The sequence below is a fragment of the Nocardia carnea genome (genome assembly GCF_029868325.1).
Taxonomy (GTDB): Bacteria; Actinomycetota; Actinomycetes; order Mycobacteriales; family Mycobacteriaceae; genus Nocardia; species Nocardia carnea_C.
Window position 1 is genome coordinate 1 of sequence record NZ_JARWNW010000200.1, and the last position, 17,537, is coordinate 17,537.

Consider the following 17,537-nt stretch of genomic DNA (forward strand, 5'->3'; position numbering starts at 1 on the left):
TTTCAGGCCGATGCGGACCTCGACGCCGGAATCGCGCAGGCTCAGCGAATGCGCATGCCCCTGGCTGCCGTAACCGATCACCGCGACCTTACGGCCCTGGATGATCGACAGGTCGGCATCGTCGTCGTAGAACATCTCGACGGTCATGGGTTCTGTGCTGTGTACGTTGTTCACGTTGTTGCCTTCTCGGTCGTGACGGGCCAGCGCAGGGATAGCGCTGGTGTAGGTTCGGTCCGTTGTTGCGTAGTGCAACAGAAGGATTGGGTTCGACTGGCCTGTCGAACACGCTAGATTCAGTCGCTGAGCATCCCAGCGGCGATGAACCCGCCGTCGACGGGAAGCACGTGGCCGTTGATGTACGCCGCGTCATCGGAGGCGAGGAAGCCCACGGCGGCGGCGACCTCATCGGGGCTGCCGTAGCGGTGGGCCGGTACGAGGCGGTCGTAGGCCTCGCGGGTGGCTGCGGTATGCACGGCCCGCGCCAGCGGTGTATCGATGGGTCCGGGTGCGACGGCATTGGCGGTGATCCCGTGCGGAGCCAGCTCGACGGCGATCTGCCGGGTCAGTCCGATCAGGCCTGCCTTCGATGTGCCGTATGCGGTGCGTCCGGTGCCGGCGCGCATTCCGCTGATGGAGGCGATGTTGATGATGCGTCCCCATTGCTGTTCGAGCATGAGCCGCGCTGCCTGCTGTGCACAGCGGAACGCTCCGGTGAGGTTGACTGTCAGGGTTGCTTCCCAATGGTCGTCGGGGTAATCGAGGAAGGGCAGGGTCTTGGCGATGCCGGCGTTGTTGACCAGGATGTCGCAGCGACCGTGGGCGTCGTAGACCCATTGAAAGGTCGCCTCGATCGAGTCCCGGTCACCGACGTCCATCGTCAGGGCCTCCGCGCTCAAACCGCGGCCGGCCATGTCGGTCGCCAATTTCTCGGCGGCATCGTGGTTCAGGTCGGCCACCATCACGTGCCGTCCGTGCTCACCCAGGCGCTGGGCGATGGCTGCGCCGATCCCGGCCCCCGATCCGGTGATCAGGGCGACGCGTTTTTTGTTCATCGTTGTTTCCTGCGCTTTCGTGGAGGTGGGTAGATGGCGAATCGGAGGCCGGGCTCTGGGAATGTTCAGCCTTTTTGCGGCCATATGCTGGAACGGCCGCGTCGAGCGGGAACGTCGTTGGTCAGCGTGGCGTGTGCGCGGGCTCTGCGGCGGATGTTTCGGACTCGCCCTGGGGCGTGGTGCGGCGGGAATCGACGATCGCCACGATCAGTGCGGCGAGCAGGACCCCCACCCCGATGATCCAGAAGCCCGATGCGGTGTTGCCGGCTGTGGCAACCAGGCCGATCAGCAATGGGCCTACCAGTCCGCCGAAGTTGCCGCACAGGTTGACGAATCCCACGGAGGCTCCGGCTTGGTTGCGCGGGACGATCTGCATCACCCAGGTCCACCAGAGGGCGAGGGCCGCGTAGATGGATCCGGCGGCGACGACGAGCAACGCGAAGCTGAGTATCGCGCCGGCATGCACGAAATGCTGAACGATCATGGCGGTGCCGCTGATTCCGACCGGCAGCGCGATGTAGGAGCCGAGCGATCGCCCGCTTGCGACGGCGCGTTTGGTGGCCAGATACATGGCGAGGGTGCCTACGAGGAACGGGATCGCGGTCAGTGCGCCGACCAGTAACGAGCCTTGACCGGTGAGGTCGCCGATGACGGTGGGCAGCCAGAGTGTCAGGGCGTAGACGCCCATGACCCAGAAGAAGTAGATCACCGCCAGCAGCCACACCACCGGCCGGGCGAATACCTGCAGCAGGGTCGAGTCGTCGGTGGTCGCGACGGTGCGGGTGGCCAGGATGTAATCGCGTTCCTCGGCGCTGAGTCGCGGGTGTTCTTCGGGTTTCTCGGTCGCCGAGAAGTGCAGCCAGGCCGCGACGAGCAGCGCGGGAACAGCCTGGATCACGAACATCGCGCGCCAGTTGGTGACCTCGATCAGCCACCCCGACATCGGAGCCATGACGGCCGAGGACAGTGGCACCGTATACATCGTCAGTGCGACGGCCAGCCCGCGTTCCCGGGAGGGGAACCAGCTGATGAACATGACGGCGAATGCGGGGAAGATCGCGCCTTCGGCCAGCCCGAGAACGATCCGTGCCGCCATCAGAACGGGCTGGTTGTGTACGACCCCGGTCAGTGCCGCGGACACACCGATGACCGCCATGCACACCACGATGATCGATTTGGCGTGGCCTTTGCCGGCCCAGGCGCCGGCGGGAACTCCGCTGGCAACATAGCCCCAGAAGAAGGCCGAAAACACCAAGCCCATGGCGGCCGAACTCAACTGCAGTTCGTCGGCCATATGTGGCGAGGCGACGCTGATGTTGGTCCGGTCCATGAAACAGATGAAGTAGGTCACGAACAGCGGGATACCGACTCGCGACCACCGGAGTTGTCGGAAGTCGATGCGGGGCGCACGTTCGGCCGCGGACGTCGTAGTCATTGCGGATCCTGTCTTTCATTTCGCACAAGGGACCGGAGCTGCACCTGCGGGCTGTACACCGACTGGCTTCCGGTAGACCGGCCACGTGATCTGGGTCACGCTCCGGTTCGACTGTGATCCCCACTCGCACTGAACGTCAAGCAATGCGCCAAACGCCCAGGAAAGCGATCCATATTATGGAACGGTTGACCGAGATCTGGATCACCTTTTACTGTCTAAGCCAGGCCGATCGGCCGTACTTCCAGATGAAAGGCGCCAAGCGCGCACAAGGGAGATTTCATTATGCGGAACGACTCCAGCGGACCGGAGGCCGGTCGGGCCGGTGGCGGCGCCCTTCCGGGCTCGCAGAGTGTGCGTCGTGCGCTGGATTTGCTGTCGATGGTGGCGAGCTTCGATCGGGAAGGCGGACTGTCGCTGGCGGAGCTGGCCTCCGAAAGTGGGCTCAGCAAGCCGACGGTGCACCGGTTGCTGTCGGAGCTCGTCAGCACCGGTTATCTCGAACAGGCGGACGATCGCCGCTACCTCCTCGGACCGGAAGCCCATACGGTGGGCAGCGCCGCAGAGCGCCGCCACGGCCTGCAACAACAAGCGTTGGCCTCGGTCGTGCGGCTCGCCCAGATCTCCGAGGACGCGGCTTTCATCTCGGTGCGTCGGGGCACCCATTCGGTGTGCCTGCACCGGGAGGAGGGCACCTGGCCCATTCGCAGCCATGTACTGCAGGCCGGTGACCGCTATCCGCTCGGGGTCGGTGCGCACGGTATGGCGTTGCTGGCCGCGTTGCCGCCGCAGGTGGCCTCCAGTGTCATGGCAGCCAATGCCCCCGAATTGGCTCAGCGCTACCCCGATCTCACTCCCGACCGGTTGCTCGAGCAGGCTGAGCGAACCCGGCGTCGCGGCGGTATCGCAGTCAACGAGGGCATGGTCGTGCCCGAGTCGTGGGCGATCGGAATCGCGGTGCTCGATTCCCACGGTGAACCCGCTCTCGCCCTGAGTATCGCGGCGATCAGCTCGCGGCTGGGCCCGGAGCGGCAAGCCCGGCTGGCGATCCTGCTCAAGGAGGAAGCGGCCCGGCTCGCACCCACCCTGCGCACTCAACCGGCAAACCTTTAACCACCGGCCGCCGCCTGTTTCGCGGCCCGATTCAGCACGGAGTGAATATGACCTCTCGGACTTCCATCATCGGATGGGGACACTCGAAATTCGGCAGGCTCGACGAGCCCGACGTGACCTCGCTGATCGGTTCCGTCGTTCCATCCGCCCTCGGCCACGCGCAAGTGGAATCCGGCGAGGTCGACGGTATCTTCGTCGGCGTCTACAACAACGGCTTCTCCGACCAGGACTTCCAGGCATCACTGGTGTCGCTGTCGATGCCCGAGCTCCAGTTCACCCCCGCCATGCGCGTCGAGAACGCTTGCGGTACAGGGAGTGCAGCCGTCTACGCCGCCTGTGACTTCATCGACTCCGGCCGCGGTGAGGTCGCGTTGGTCATCGGCGCGGAAAAGATGACTGCAGTGGACACTCCCCGCGCGGGGCAGATCCTGCTCTCGGGTTGTTACCGGCCCGAGGAATCGAACGTCACCGGCGGCTTCGCAGGCGTCTTCGCGGGAATAGCCCGCGCCTATGCAGAACGCTACGGGGATCCGAGCGCGGCCATGGCGGCCATCGCCGCCAAGAACCACCACAACGGTATGAGCAACCCCTACGCCCAGCTGCACAAGGACTTCGGCTTCGACTTCTGCAACACGGTCTCCGAGAAGAACCCCTATGTGGCCGAACCACTACGGCGCACTGACTGCTCGTTGATCTCCGACGGCGCAGTGGCACTGGTGATCACCAGCGCCGACCGCGCCGAGACCGCCCCACGACGTGTGTCGTTCCGCGCCCGCGCGCATGCCAACGACTTCCTGCCACTGTCCCGCCGCGACCCGATCGAGTTCGCCGGCGCCCGCCGCGCCTGGAACCAAGCGCTCGCACAGGCCTCGGCCGCCACCACCGACTTCGACTTCATCGAAACCCACGACTGCTTCACCATCGCGGAGTTGATCCAGTACGAGGTATTCGGATTGGCCGAACGCGGCCGCGGACACGAGGTGGTCGATGCGGGGCTGGCCATGCCCGACGGCAAGGTGCCCATCAACCGTTCGGGCGGACTCAAAGCCAAAGGCCATCCGATCGGCGCGACCGGGGTGTCGATGCACGCGATCGCGGCCATGCAGCTGACCGGCGAAGCCGGAACCTTCCAGCTCTCCACCGCCGATCTGGGTGCAGTTTTCAATATGGGCGGTACCGCCGTCACCAACTACGCGTCTGTTCTGGAGAGGTGGTGAGGAGCATGAACACAACCACCGAAGCCACCACCTCGGTGCCAGATCGGCAGCGCACCACGAACCTGGCCGCCATGCTGACCCATACCGCGACCCGGCTGCCCGACCGCCCCGCCGTCGTCCGCGGCCGGCACACATGGACATGGTCGCAGTTCGACGACCGGGTCGATGCCCTGGCCGCTGCCATGCGTAAGCACGGGCTCGCCGCAGGCTCGGTGGTGCTGTTACACAGCCCCAACTGCCTGGACACGCTCACGGTCATGTTCGCGACCTGGCGGCTGGGCGCGGTCATCGTCCCGACGAACTGCAAACTCGTTCCCGACGATGTGGTCCCGCTCGCCGACCAGGTCGGACCCGACCTGGTGATCTGTCACGACACCTGCGGCGCCCACGCCGAAGCCCTGCAACCGTACGAGATCTGGGCGATCGGTGACGATCCGGAGGCCGCCGATTTCGGCACCGCCCATGTGGCAGAGCTGATCGACAAACACGCTGCCACCGCCCGTGCCGGAAACGCGCCGGTGTATGTGGGGACACCCGCCTGGTACTTCTTCACCTCGGGCAGCAGCGGGCGTCCCAAGGCTGCCGTGCTCACGCACGATCAGATGGCGTTCGTGGTCACCAACCATCTGTGCGACCTGATGCCCGATCTCACCGACTGTGACGCCACGCTGGTGCTGGCGCCGCTGTCGCACGGTGCCGGAGTACACGCCTTGACACACGTCGCACGCGGTGCGGCGATCGTGCTGACGACCAGCGATCACCTCGACACCGGTGAGGCATGGCGCCTGATCGACCGCCACCGGATCTCGACCATGTTCACTGTTCCGACGATTCTGAACAAACTCGTCCAAGCCGCCCAGGACCACGACCCGGCCACCAGCAGCCTGCGGTACGTGATCTACGCGGGCGCCCCGATGTCCTCGCGGGACCAGCGAATCGCGCTGGACGTTCTCGGGCAGGTCCTGGTCCAGTACTACGGACTGTGCGAGGTCACCGGAAACATCACCGTCCTGCCTCCGGACCTGCACGGCACCACACCCGAACCCGATGGCATCGGCACCGCGGGCCACGTCCGTACCGGAATGACGATCAGTATCCAGGACGAGGAAGGTCGCGAGCTGCCCACCGGGGAGCGCGGCGAGATCTGCGCCTGCGGCCCTGCGGTGTTCGCGGGGTACCTCGACAATCCCGAAGCCAACAGAAAAGCCTTCCGCAACGGCTGGTTCCGCACCGGAGACCTCGGATACCTCGACGAGACCGGCCTGCTGTACATCACCGGCCGCGCATCCGACATGTTCATCTCCGGCGGCTCGAATATCGACCCCCGCGAGGTGGAGGAGAAGCTGCTCAAACATCCCGATGTCGTCGCCGCCGGAGTTGTCGGCGCCCCAGACCCGACCTGGGGAGAAGTCGGATACGCCCTCTGCGTGCTCCGGCGCGGTTCGGCGCTGAGCACCGACGAACTCCTGGAATGGTGCCGATCGAACATGGCCCGGTACAAGGCGCCCAAACGTATCGAGTTCGCCCCCGCGCTACCCACTTCCGGATACGGCAAGGTCACCACGAACCTACTGCGGAGCGAGTTCGTCCGGCTGGGACTGTGGCCGAACGAGGTCCGGTCATGACCATGCCCGACACCACCCCGCTCGCCGGTGTACCGCAACTCGAACATCCCGGTCCACCCGCGGCACGGCGCGTGGACGACTATCCGGCCACCCTGCACCACATCGCCACTGAACTGCCCGAAGGTGCAGCCTTACTGCCCGCGCTGCACGAGGCCGTGTTCGCGAGAGGCTTCACCAGTGCCTTCGGTGAACTTCGTGGAGGAACGTTCACCGATTTCGACTACTACATCCCCTCGATCTGTCACGCCGGCACCAGCGTCGCGACGTTCAGTGACCCCCGCCGGGGCCACGGCCCCGCCGCCTTCATTCGTGGCGGCGTGACCATCGGCAAACGCGACGGCCACGTATTCGCGCACTGCCACGCGATGTTCGTCGGCGCCGACGGCATCATGCGCGCCGGACACCTCATTCCGGATTCGGTGATACTGGGCGCCGGTGTTCTGGCCGATCTCTATGCCACGGCCGATGTCGCCATGACCGTGACCCCGGACCCGGAGATCAACTTCCCGGTGTTCCAGCCACAACCGATGAGAGTACACACCGATCCTGCACAGGCGGGCGGCTTGCGCTCGGTGGTGGCACGCATCCACCCCAACGTCGATATCGTCGCCGCCGTCGAACACCTCGCCGAAACCCACCGTTTCCGGCACGCCGTCGTGCGCGGCAAGATCGGCTCCTTCGTCGGAGCCACCCTCACGCAAGGCGAACACATCGTCACGGCACCGGGCCCGGCCACCGAAGTGATGTACCTCGACGGAGCGGTCACCACCGGCTCCGACGGCCGCGCAGAGGCTCAATTATCCTGTGCGGCAGTCGGCATCGACGGAAACGTGTATGCGGGATCCGTCGTCCGTGGCCGCAACCCGGTCGCGATGACCTTCGAACTCGCCTTATCCGAACAGATCAGGACTTCTCGATGACCGACACCCTACGATCGACAGCCCCGCCGGGCGACACCACCGCCGGCCGACCACTCGAAGGCAAGATCGCTCTGCTGTTCGGTGCAGGTACGGCACCCGACGGCTGGAGTAACGGCGCCGCTGTAGCACTCACCTACGCTCGCGCCGGAGCGACTGTCCTTTGCGGCGATATCGATCCCGCCGCCGCGGCCCGAACCGCCGACTACATCACCGCCGACGGCGGTCTGGCCGCCGCGGTCCAGGTCGACGTCACATCCGAGACCTCGGTGGCCGCTGCCGTCGACACCGCTATCCGTCGCCACGATCGCATCGACGTCGTGCACAACAACGTCGGCGTGACAAAAATGGGGGACCCGGTGAGTCTGTCCACCGAGGAGTGGCGCAACGCGCTCGATATCAACCTCACCAGCGTCTTCTGCTCCTGCAAATACGTGCTGCCACATATGCGCACCGCGAAAACCGGCGCGGTCATCAACACATCGTCGCTGGCCGCAATCCGCCACACCGGACTGCCCTACAGCTCCTACTACGCGACCAAAGCCGCCCTCAATCACCTGACCAGCACACTGGCCGTGGACGAAGCCGCCCACGGCATCCGCATCAACGCCATCATGCCCGGCCTCATCGATAGCCCCCTGATCTACCGCCAGATCGCCGGGCAATACACCGACGCCGACGAGATGGTCGCAGCCCGCCACGCGATGGCCCCCATGCGACGTATGGGAACCGTGTGGGAGATCGCCGCCGCGGCACGTTTCCTGGCAAGCGACGACGCAAGCTATATCACCGGAGTCTGCCTGGCAGTCGACGGCGGACTCGCCTCCCGAGGTTTCGCATGACCCGCCCCCTGACAACAGACCCCTCACCGGCCCCCCTTCTGGCCGACCTTCCCGAGTCGTGCACCACGACCGACCCCTCCGTTCTCGAAACCTATTCACGCGACCAGGCGAGCTGGGCGGCGCACGGAACTCCGGTGGCATTGGTGCGCCCCACAACCGCCGAACAGGTGCAGCAGACCGTCCGCGCTTGCTATGAGCACCGCGTCCCCGTCGTCGCCCGAGGCGCGGGCACCGGCCTGGCCGGCGCCGCGAACGCCGTCGAGGGATCGGTCGTGATCTCGTTCGAGAAAATGAACCGCATCAAGACGATCGACACCCTGGAACGCTTCGCTGTTGTCGAACCCGGGGTGGTCAACGACGACCTACGCGCCGCCTGCGCCGGCGAAGGACTCTGGTACCCGCCCGACCCCGCCAGCTCCGCCTGGTCCACCCTCGGAGGGAACGTCGCCACCAACGCCGGCGGACTGTGCTGCGTCAAATACGGAGTCACGAAGGACTATGTACTTGCCCTCGAAATAGTCACCGGGACCGGCGAACTCACCCGAGTCGGTCGCCGCACCGCAAAGGGAGTCGCCGGCTACGATCTCGCGGGGTTGATCACCGGATCCGAAGGCACTCTCGCTCTCGTTACCGAGATCACCGTCCGACTACGCCCACTGCAGCCGCCGCCGACAACAATCGTCGGTTCTTTCGACACCACCGTCGGCGCAGGCAATGCTGTCCGTGCCGTCGCCCGCGCCGGGCTGACCCCCGCCGCCTTGGAACTGATGGACCGCCACTGCCTCCGAGCAATAGACCAGTGGAAACGAATGGGCCTGTCCGACGATGCCAATGTCCTTCTCCTGGCCCGTACCGACCTATCCGGTGACAGCGGTGACCGGGAAGCCGACGCGATCCTGAATTGTTTCACCGCCGCCGGTGCCACCTGGGCGGATAGGTCAAATGATCCGGCTGAAGCCGAGGCGCTGTTCGCTGCTCGCAAACTCGCCTACCCCGCGGTCGAGCGCCTCGGCGATGTCCTCACCGAGGACGTCTGCGTACCCAAAGACCAGCTGCCGACCATGCTCGCCGCGGTTGAGGAGATCGCCCACCGCAACGACACCCTGGTCGCCACCATCGCCCACGCAGGTGACGGGAACCTGCACCCGCTCATCGTCACCGACCCCGGTGACATCGAACAAAAGACGCGAGCCCAGCGGGCATTCGAGGAAATCATGGACGTCGCGCTCGGACTCGGCGGCACCATCACCGGCGAACACGGTATCGGCACACTCAAGATGAACGGACTCGCCCGGGAACTACCCCAACCGGTCCAGGCCATCCAGACCGCAATCAAGAAAGCTCTGGACCCACGCGGCATCCTCAACCCTGGAAAGGTACTGCAGTGAGCACCCCCGTCGCCGTCGCAGCAATTCCGGGGACTGTGTCGGCGGAGATAGTGGTGGATACGATACAACCTCAGGCGCCGTCGACCGGAGAGTGAAACCGTACCCTCGGAATCTCGCGGCCACGCTGAACACGTGTGCCGATCGGCGATCTGTGAACCGAAAGGCCTTTCGTATGAGGGGAACGAAACAGCAGGAGCGGGCGGCGGCTCGGGCCCGAGAGCTACCCGGTGCGAGTCTGGAACACCCGTTCGGTCCGGATTGGGATGTTTTCAAAGTCCGTGGCAAGGTGTTCATGCTGCTCACACAGGTGACCGGTGAGCCCATGGTGACGGTGAAGGCCGAGCCGGGTGAGGCAGTGGCGCTGCGGGAGTCCTACGAGCACATCGCGCCGGGTTATCACATGAACAAGCGGCACTGGATCACCTTGACCCCGGGCGATGACATCGACGCGGAGCTGGTCGACGATCTGGTGACGGAATCGTATCTGCTGGTCGTGGAAAAGCTCCCGAAGGATCAGCAGCCGGTGGACCCGAACCGATTCGCACGAAGCGAACCATGACCATTGCCGGGTGCGAGGTACAGCAGATGCCGGCGATCGACCTGACTCTTGCGGTCAACGTGTTGCTGGCCGGGGATGTGCACTCGGTGTGGTGTCTGTTTCGTCGGGCGGGAGTGAATGCTGTGGAGCACTGATTCTTGGAAGCAGAAGCTAAGCGCGTGCCCGTTTCCGCCGCGCGCTCCACCCGGGCAGAACGAGGTGGAGGCCGTGGCCCCTAGCCTCCACCCCGTAGAAGCGGACCTACTTCGGTGCGACCGGCAGGACGATGCGCGACGGCCGACAGCGGTCGAGGTAGATGCGCTGTTGCGCAATCCGGATGGATGTTGAGTCGGTCACGGGCTCGCCGGTGTTGAGGTTACGATCCCAGCGAGGGAAGTTACTCGAGGTCACCTGCACTCGGAGGCGGTGCCCCGCCGGGACGACTATCGAGGTGGACCAGAGGTCGATGTGCACCTCGTCGACGCGGCCGGGCTCGGTCTGCACCCTCCGGATGCCGTCGACAATGTTGCGTGAGACCCCGTCGGTGTCGACCTCGCACAGGCGCACCACCCAGTCGGTGGAGGGCCCGTCGGTGGAGGCGAAGATCGTCGCGCGGACTCGTCCGGTGATCTCGATATCGTCGTCGAGCGGTTCGCCGGTGAAAACGAGTACGTCGTCGCGCGACTCGATATCGCGCTGGTCGAAAGGGCCGGCGGGGTACTCGGTCGCCATCACCAGGTTTCCCCCGCATGTGGGCACAGGGTCGGCTGGGTCGTAGGTGAACTCCAGCTCGGCGTTCTCGGTCTCCGGCGGACCCCACGACAGCGTCGAGCCCTCGCCGAGGTGGACCGGGGTGTCCACGATTCGCACCGGCGGCCAGTCATCCTCGGCGCGCCACTGGTTGATCCCCATCACGAACAGCAGCACGCCCGATTCGTGCGCATCGGTCGCGGGCATCCCCTTCAGCCAGTGGTCGTACCAGTCCTGCTGCAGGCTCGTAACGGTATTGCCGCCGGGAGTGAGGGCCGAGAGTCCGTAGTTGACTTCGCCTACCTGTCCGCCCTTGAAGGAAGCGACCAAGCTGTTGTGGTCCCACGGACCGACGATCAGGCGGGCGACACGGCCGCGGCTGCGCATGCCGACATAGTTGTCGAGCGAGCCCTGCAGGAAGACGTCGTACCACCCGGCAAATCCGAGACTCGGGATGTCGATGCTGTCGTACCTGGAGCACACGCGCGACTCCTCCATCGCCGATGGGTCAGTAAGTGCGCGGCCGACTCCAAGGTCGGGCTGACCGGTCGCCTTCAGGACGGGAAGAGCTCCCACAGGAAGCTGCCAATAGCCCTGCGTCGTCAGGTTGTCGTGGTCGCGCTCAGCCGACGCCAAGCGATTCGAGGTGTCTGCAGGGGTCAGGCCCGCTTTTGGTATCTGGCCGATACCCGTCAGGAAACCCCAGTAGGTGTTGGTGCCGAACTCGATCGCGCCGCCACGGAACAAGAGACCGTCTTCCGGGTCGCTCCACGTCGTGATGGGTGCGATTGCAGTCAGATGGGGCGCACCAGCGATGGCTGCGCTCCATTGCGTGCTGCCTAGGTAGCTACCACCGAACATGCCCACCTTGCCATTGCTGCCCGGCAGCACGGCGGCCCACTCGATTGTGTCGTAGCTATCCGTGCGTTCGTGCTTCCACGGAATCCACTCGCCACCTGATGCGAACCGACCGCGTGTGTCCTGGTGCACGACTATGTAACCAGCGCGCACCATCGCCCTGGTGTCAAGCTGGCCATCGTACAGGTTCTGCTTGTTGTAGGGGTGGCGCGTAACCAGGACCGGGAAGGGACCATCCCCGGTCGGCCGATACACGTCGGCCCTCAGCACTGCCCCATCGCGCATGGGAACGGGGACATCGAACTCGATTGTGATGTCGTGCATGGGTCGTTGACCTTTCGAAGCACCGAGGTGGAGCGGACGTCTATGGGAGGTGGTGGCGAGCCGAGTTGAGCGGTGCCGAAGAATTGGTATACATACCCGAATGATGGGCCCACGCCTCCTGAGATCGCATGCCTTCTGTGCCGTAGCCCCTCCTGGCGGGCCCAACAAGAATTGGAAGGCAAGACCACATCGGCAATACCGTGTTTGTGGCCTAATGGTTCTAGGCGAAGACCGCCCGACCGGCGTGGTCGGTTACGGTCAGGCCGGTAGCGGCATGCATCGCCGAGCCGCGAGTGCCGGGCTCTCGCCAAGCGTCGCCGTGACGGCGGGTATCAATCCAAACCAAAGAGTTACCCGCACAGTAAGAAGCCGTTGAACCCTCGCGGCTCGGTGCAGTTCGTGGTGAATTCGCTACGAGATCGACCGAACCCAGCCGAGCCGTACCCTGTTAGCAGGTACGGCTCGGCTTCGCTGGGATGTCATGGCCGTTTCGTCGACGGACGGTTTCCCCACCAGGGGGCGAGCAACTCAGCGGCGGCAGTGAGAGCGCCATCCGTATCGAAGGAGGCATCGGCGACGCGTTGGAGTGCCAGCCCTTTCATCAAGGCGAGCACCACTGCCGCGCGGGCTTCGTTGCCTACGGTTTGTGCCAGGTTTTTACGGAAGATTTGGTCGGTTTCCTGGATCATCGTCTTGGCGAATTGGTCGTGGGTCGCCTCGGCGAGGAAGGCAATATAGATCGGCCACCAGTCGCTGCCTGTCGAGGCGAGGCGGACTACCAGTGTGGTGATGCTGTCGAGATCTGTTGCCTCCGCGACGATCTGGTCGGTGGCGGCGCTGGCGTCCTTTACTGCGCTCCGCAGGGCGGCGCGTAGAATCTCGTCCTTGTTCTTGAAGTGGTGGTTCACCACTCCCCGTGATGTTCCCATGACTGCTGCGATGCGTGCGATGGTGACTGCGCCCGCACCTTCGGTCGCGATGAGATTGCGTACCGCCATCACGATCTGATGTCTGCGTACTCCACCGACATCGAGGCGACCGGAATTGCCCACAACTAGTCGATCGAAGTCCGGCGGTGCAGGGTCACTCACTCGTCCCCTCCGATTCTGTCGCCAGTGAGGTGTGCGGCCAACCTCCGAATTGACATGTCGACATGTTCGCATGTCAGTCGACATAGGTCAACAGGGGGAGACGCTTGCAGGGCTGGCCTGTGGCTTCGAACCAGCCCGCGGCATGTGACTCGACTGTGTCCCGAACCAGGGACTGCGTTAACGCTGGAAACATGCAATTTTCACGTCGATAACACGAGAGGTCTTGCGTACTTCCACAGATTTCTGCATGATTCTCATCACGCCCTTGGCATGGAACAAGAAGTCTTCCCGAGGTGCGGCCCCTATCCGCGAACTGTCCGGTTTGCCGTGGAGCCAGCACGCTCAACGGTGGAAGGATTGTGATTTCATGCGCTGTATCGGCACGCACTACTCCTCATGGCTGCACGCCATTTCCACGGCCAAGTCCTGGTCGAAAAACCCTCATGAACCCGCTCCTATCCGCGGCCGAAGGCGGTCGACAATGCATCGCTCCGCGTCCCTGGATATGGCTCCTCACTCCCGCAGTGGAAGGTTTACGGCATGACGAGCGTCCAGGTCGACCTCCAGCAACATTTTCAGGACGCTTTTGGGCGCGTCGCGGCAACCGTCGGGATAATCGGGGTCTGCGACAACGAGGGGGAATTGCATGGCATGACAGCCACAGCGATTTCGTCACTGTCCGACGATCCGCCCTCGCTGGTCGCGCTGATCAATCAGGAGAACCAGACGTTTCGCACGATTTGCGAACGCAGGCGCTTCTCGGTCAGTTTCCTGACCGCAGGTGCCGAGGATCTGGCGTACAAGCTTTCTCGTCCGGGGCAGAGCAAGCTGATCGACCCTGAGTACCTTGACCGGCCGGCAGGGTGGCCGATGCCCGCATTACGGGATGCTACCGCGACTCTGGTCTGCGATCTGGACGAATGTATTCCGCAGTTCACCCATCACATACTGGTGGGCCGTATAACCCACGTCCGCAACAGCGAGGGTCCGGCGAATCCACTGCTCTACCTGCAACGCAGGTTTCTGCGGCTAACGGCCTGATACCTCGGGTCCATATCCGGCGCGGGTAGCGCCGGCGGCTGCGTGAACTCTGGTCGGCGTGACTGGCTATCACGACCGACGACTCCGCCGTCACCTCTTCGAAGCGGTGGCGGCGGTGCCCGGGCGCCCACGTCGTGTGGCTGCTCCATGCCATCTAGAGAAAAGTAGGAATCCCGTGACCGCCTCACCATCAACCCCCAGCGACCGGACGCTCATCGCTTCGAGCTTGACCGGTACCACCATCGAGTATTTCGATTTCTTCGCCTACGCGACCGCGGCATCGCTGGTCTTCAACAAAGTCTTTTTCCCCGCGCATGATCCGCTCGTCGGCACTATCCTGGCCTTTGGTGGCATCGCTGTGGGGTTCGTCGCGCGTCCGTTCGGTGCCGCACTATTCGGGCATCTCGGCGACCGTGTGGGCCGGAAGTCGGCCCTGTTCATGACGCTCAGCATCATGGGAATCGGAACCTGCGGTATCGGTTTGGTCCCCAGCTATGACGCGATCGGAGTCTGGGCGCCCATTCTGCTCATGGGCTTACGGCTGCTGCAGGGCTTGGCGCTCGGCGGTGAGTGGGGCGGAGCGGTGCTGGTGACTCACGAGCACGCCGAGCCCGGGAAAGAAGGAAGGCTCACGAGTTTTCCTTCTTCGGGGATGCCGCTGGGCCTCATGCTCTCTACACTCTGCTTCCTCGGAATGTCGGCCACGATCTCGGATGCGGCGTTCGAGTCCTGGGGCTGGCGCGTACCATTCCTGGTCGGCGTGGCGTTGGTCGGCATCGGCCTGTTCATCCGTAGCCGGATCCCGGAGACCGAGGACATGATCGAGCTCAAGAAGAGCAACGATCAGGCCGCGGTGCCGCTTGCGACACTCTTCCGGACTCGCACCGTAAGTCTCCTGCTCTGCGCTCTGGCTTTCCTCGCTCAGGGGTTCTACTTCTATGCGGCCTACAGCTTCGGTGTGGCGTATGGGACCGAATCGGTGGGCTATTCGTACAATTCGCTACTCGTTTCTACGCTACTTTTCTCCTTCACGTACTTTGTGACGATATTGCTCTCGGGTCGGCTTTCTGATCGGTTCGGCCGCAAGAAGGTCATGTACGTGGGGTATGCGGCCACTTTCGTAACCGTCATTCCCTTCTTTGCCATGCTGAGTTCGGGGTCCATGGCGGTCGTTGTCCTCGCATTCGTTATGGCAGGCGTTTCGAGCGGTTTCATGTATGGGCCGTACGCCGCGCTGCTGTGTGAAGCCTTCGAAACCAAGGTGCGATACACCGGGATCTCCCTTGGTCTCACGATCGGCGGGGTGCTCGGTTCTGCGTTTTCCCCGATGATTTTTACCGAGTTCTTTCGGCTGACGGATTCCTGGCTTCCGGTCGCTGCCTTGGTGATGGTCTCGGCGATCATCAGCGCCGGCGCCGTGGCAGTGCTGAAGAAGGCCGAGGGCTCGGCAAGTTCTTCCGGTTCGCCGCGCTTGCCGAATGAAGAGGTCCCGAGGTCTGCGGTGGCCGAAGCTCCGGTGTCTTCGTGAATGGCTCGGCGCTGGATCGCCGATGGATCGAGGGGTCGGTGATCCAGCGCCGGAATGTACTCTGCTGCACCGTAGTCACCATTCCGTCAGTTCGGACGTGCGGCCGTGCATCTCCGTACGAGGGCTCGGAGCCAGGAGTCCTCGATTGATTTGTTGATTCCTTGTAAACGGGCCCTTCAATGCTGAACGCGCGTACGATTCAACTATTGACATGCTGAGCGACATGTTCATATGCTTAACAACATATACAGCTTCTGAGTAACTGTTCCGCACTGCAAACCGTAACGAGTTATAGGTGTGCACCCGGTGATCGGGTCGAGTGGTGGTCTACAGTCACACTTTTTTCGGAAAGGACGGATCTTCATGCTTCGCACGGGTGATGAATACCTGGCTTCCCTTCAGGACGGTCGGCAGGTGTATGTCGGGGGGAATCTCATCGACGACGTGGCGACTCACCGCGGTTTCGGCGGTTCGGCGAGGACAGTGGCTCGGCTGTTCGACCGGACATCTTCTGATCCGTCTCTGTCCTACGTCGAACCGGAGACCGGTGAGAAGACGAGTGTGAACTTCCTGCGTCCGCGCTCGGGCGAAGATCTCGCCCTGCGGCGGACCTTGCACACGGCTTGGGCGGACGAGAGCAACGGTCTTTTCGGGCGTTCCCCTGACCACGTAGCGGCAATGGTCACGGGCATGGCATGCCGTCCGGAAGTCACCGGAAAGGACGAATACGCCCAGAACCTCCTCGACTACTGGCGCCACATTCGCGACAACGACCTCTACCTTTCGTTCGCCGTCCTTCCGCCGGCGGGGAGCAAGTCGGGTAAGTCCTCGGCCGTGCAGAACGCCATGCGGGTGGTAGACACCAGCGACGCCGGTGTCACCGTACGGGGCTTCAAAATGCTTGCCACCGGCGGCGCCCTTTGCCATGAGATTTTGGTTGGCAACGCCCAGCCGCTGCGCCCAGGCGATGAAGCGGTAGCAGTCAGCTTCGGTATCGCGGCCAATCACCCTGGAGTGAAGATCCTTTCGCGTAAGCCGTACGCGGCCCACGCCGTGAGCAAGATCGACGACCCGCTCGCCGACTTCGACGAGTCGGATGCGGCGATCTACTTCGACGATGTCGTCGTTCCATGGAATCGAATTTTCGTCCTGGACGATCCGAAGGCCAGCTACGGGCTTTTCGTCGAGACACCGGGACACACACTGGGCAATGCGCAGGCACATATCCGCCTGCTCGCCAAGATGCGTTTCATGCTCGCGGCCGCCAAGCGCCTGGGTGAGGCGCTGGACTTCACCAGCAACCCGGCCGTGCAAGGTGTCCTGGGAGGTCTCGCAGCACGGGTGAAAATGCTGGAGGCGTCCGTGATCGCGCAGGAAGCTCGACCGGAGCGCTGGGATCACGGCTTTGTTTCCCAGGACCGCCAGTTCATGTATGCGAACAGTAACTGGTCGATGGAGTACTTCTCCGACTTCGCGACGGAGATGCGGAAGCTGCTGGCCAGTCACGCGTTTCAGCAGCCGGCGGATGTGGGCGCATTCGACGACGAGTATACGCGCAAGCTGTTCCTGGAACTCAACCGCACCGACGATTTCGACGTCGCTCTGGGACGCTACCGGCTCATCCGTCTCATGTGGGGTCTGGTCGGCTCCGAGTTGGCCAGCCGCAACAATCAGTACGAACTGTTCTATGCGGGGCCGCCGCACGTCACCCGCAGCCGGATGTACGACTACTTCGACTGGGAGTCGGCCGAGGCTCGCGTCGACGCGTTCCTCGCGCAAACCGCCGCAGCGGACGACATTTCGTGAGCACGTAGCCGGCGT

At 63.7% G+C, this 17,537-nt stretch carries 14 protein-coding genes and 1 pseudogene; 10 read left to right on the forward strand and 5 right to left on the reverse strand.

Annotation, left to right across the window (positions count from 1 at the left end):
• From QH196_RS16530 to QH196_RS16540, 3 genes and pseudogenes are all read right to left on the reverse strand, one after another.
• Positions 1–147 (reverse strand): annotated as a pseudogene (locus QH196_RS16530) (ketol-acid reductoisomerase); the annotation flags it as partial.
• Positions 148–293: 146 nt separating this feature from the next.
• Entirely contained in the window at positions 294–1,052 is a 759-nt protein-coding gene (locus tag QH196_RS16535; protein WP_280416688.1) for an SDR family NAD(P)-dependent oxidoreductase, read from the reverse strand.
• 121 nt (positions 1,053–1,173) lie between these two features.
• Complete coding sequence (locus tag QH196_RS16540; RefSeq protein ID WP_280416689.1) at positions 1,174–2,487, reverse strand: MFS transporter; 1,314 nt, start codon at positions 2,485–2,487, stop codon at positions 1,174–1,176.
• A gap of 282 nt (positions 2,488–2,769) precedes the next feature.
• Here QH196_RS16540 and QH196_RS16545 point away from each other — a divergent pair, with 282 nt between their 5' ends.
• The 7 genes from QH196_RS16545 (at position 2,770) to QH196_RS16575 (ending at position 10,145) form a co-directional block, all read left to right on the forward strand.
• Positions 2,770–3,597 carry an IclR family transcriptional regulator gene (locus QH196_RS16545; RefSeq protein ID WP_280416690.1) on the forward strand — a complete coding sequence of 276 codons (828 nt, stop codon included), beginning with the start codon at positions 2,770–2,772 and terminating at the stop codon, positions 3,595–3,597.
• Positions 3,598–3,644: 47 nt separating this feature from the next.
• A complete protein-coding gene (locus QH196_RS16550) occupies positions 3,645–4,814 on the forward strand; it encodes an acetyl-CoA acetyltransferase (protein ID WP_280416691.1) in 1,170 nt (389 codons plus the stop codon).
• A 5-nt stretch (positions 4,815–4,819) separates the two neighbouring features.
• Complete coding sequence (locus QH196_RS16555; RefSeq protein ID WP_280416692.1) at positions 4,820–6,439, forward strand: AMP-binding protein; 1,620 nt, start codon at positions 4,820–4,822, stop codon at positions 6,437–6,439.
• Positions 6,436–7,359 carry a PCC domain-containing protein gene (locus tag QH196_RS16560; RefSeq protein WP_280416693.1) on the forward strand — a complete coding sequence of 308 codons (924 nt, stop codon included), beginning with the start codon at positions 6,436–6,438 and terminating at the stop codon, positions 7,357–7,359. The genes QH196_RS16555 and QH196_RS16560 overlap by 4 nt, the downstream gene beginning before the upstream one ends.
• Positions 7,356–8,198 (forward strand): SDR family NAD(P)-dependent oxidoreductase, encoded by an 843-nt coding sequence (locus QH196_RS16565; protein ID WP_280416694.1) that lies wholly within the window; start codon positions 7,356–7,358, stop codon positions 8,196–8,198. The genes QH196_RS16560 and QH196_RS16565 overlap by 4 nt, the downstream gene beginning before the upstream one ends.
• The gene (locus QH196_RS16570; protein WP_280416695.1) at positions 8,195–9,586 is read left to right on the forward strand and encodes an FAD-binding oxidoreductase; all 1,392 of its coding nucleotides are present in this window, start codon (positions 8,195–8,197) and stop codon (positions 9,584–9,586) included. Before QH196_RS16565 ends, QH196_RS16570 begins: the two co-directional genes overlap by 4 nt.
• Positions 9,587–9,758: 172 nt before the next feature.
• Positions 9,759–10,145: an MmcQ/YjbR family DNA-binding protein gene (locus QH196_RS16575; protein WP_280416696.1), complete on the forward strand. Its 387-nt coding sequence runs from the start codon at positions 9,759–9,761 to the stop codon at positions 10,143–10,145.
• Between the two features lie 240 nt (positions 10,146–10,385).
• Here QH196_RS16575 and QH196_RS16580 read toward each other — a convergent pair whose 3' ends face one another.
• Both QH196_RS16580 and QH196_RS16585 read right to left on the reverse strand, forming a co-directional pair.
• The gene (locus tag QH196_RS16580) at positions 10,386–12,056 is read right to left on the reverse strand and encodes a CocE/NonD family hydrolase (RefSeq protein WP_280416697.1); all 1,671 of its coding nucleotides are present in this window, start codon (positions 12,054–12,056) and stop codon (positions 10,386–10,388) included.
• Positions 12,057–12,535: 479 nt separating this feature from the next.
• On the reverse strand, positions 12,536–13,147 hold the full coding sequence (locus tag QH196_RS16585; protein ID WP_280416698.1) for a TetR/AcrR family transcriptional regulator: 612 nt from the start codon (positions 13,145–13,147) through the stop codon (positions 12,536–12,538).
• Positions 13,148–13,687: 540 nt separating this feature from the next.
• Between QH196_RS16585 and QH196_RS16590 the strand changes: the two genes are divergently transcribed.
• The 3 genes from QH196_RS16590 (at position 13,688) to QH196_RS16600 (ending at position 17,522) form a co-directional block, all read left to right on the forward strand.
• Positions 13,688–14,188, forward strand: a complete 501-nt coding sequence (locus tag QH196_RS16590) for a flavin reductase family protein (RefSeq protein ID WP_280416699.1) — start codon at positions 13,688–13,690, stop codon at positions 14,186–14,188.
• Between the two features lie 175 nt (positions 14,189–14,363).
• Positions 14,364–15,716: an MFS transporter gene (locus QH196_RS16595; protein WP_280416700.1), complete on the forward strand. Its 1,353-nt coding sequence runs from the start codon at positions 14,364–14,366 to the stop codon at positions 15,714–15,716.
• A 363-nt stretch (positions 15,717–16,079) separates the two neighbouring features.
• Positions 16,080–17,522: a 4-hydroxyphenylacetate 3-hydroxylase N-terminal domain-containing protein gene (locus QH196_RS16600; RefSeq protein WP_280416701.1), complete on the forward strand. Its 1,443-nt coding sequence runs from the start codon at positions 16,080–16,082 to the stop codon at positions 17,520–17,522.
• The last annotated feature ends 15 nt before the right edge of the window (positions 17,523–17,537 follow it).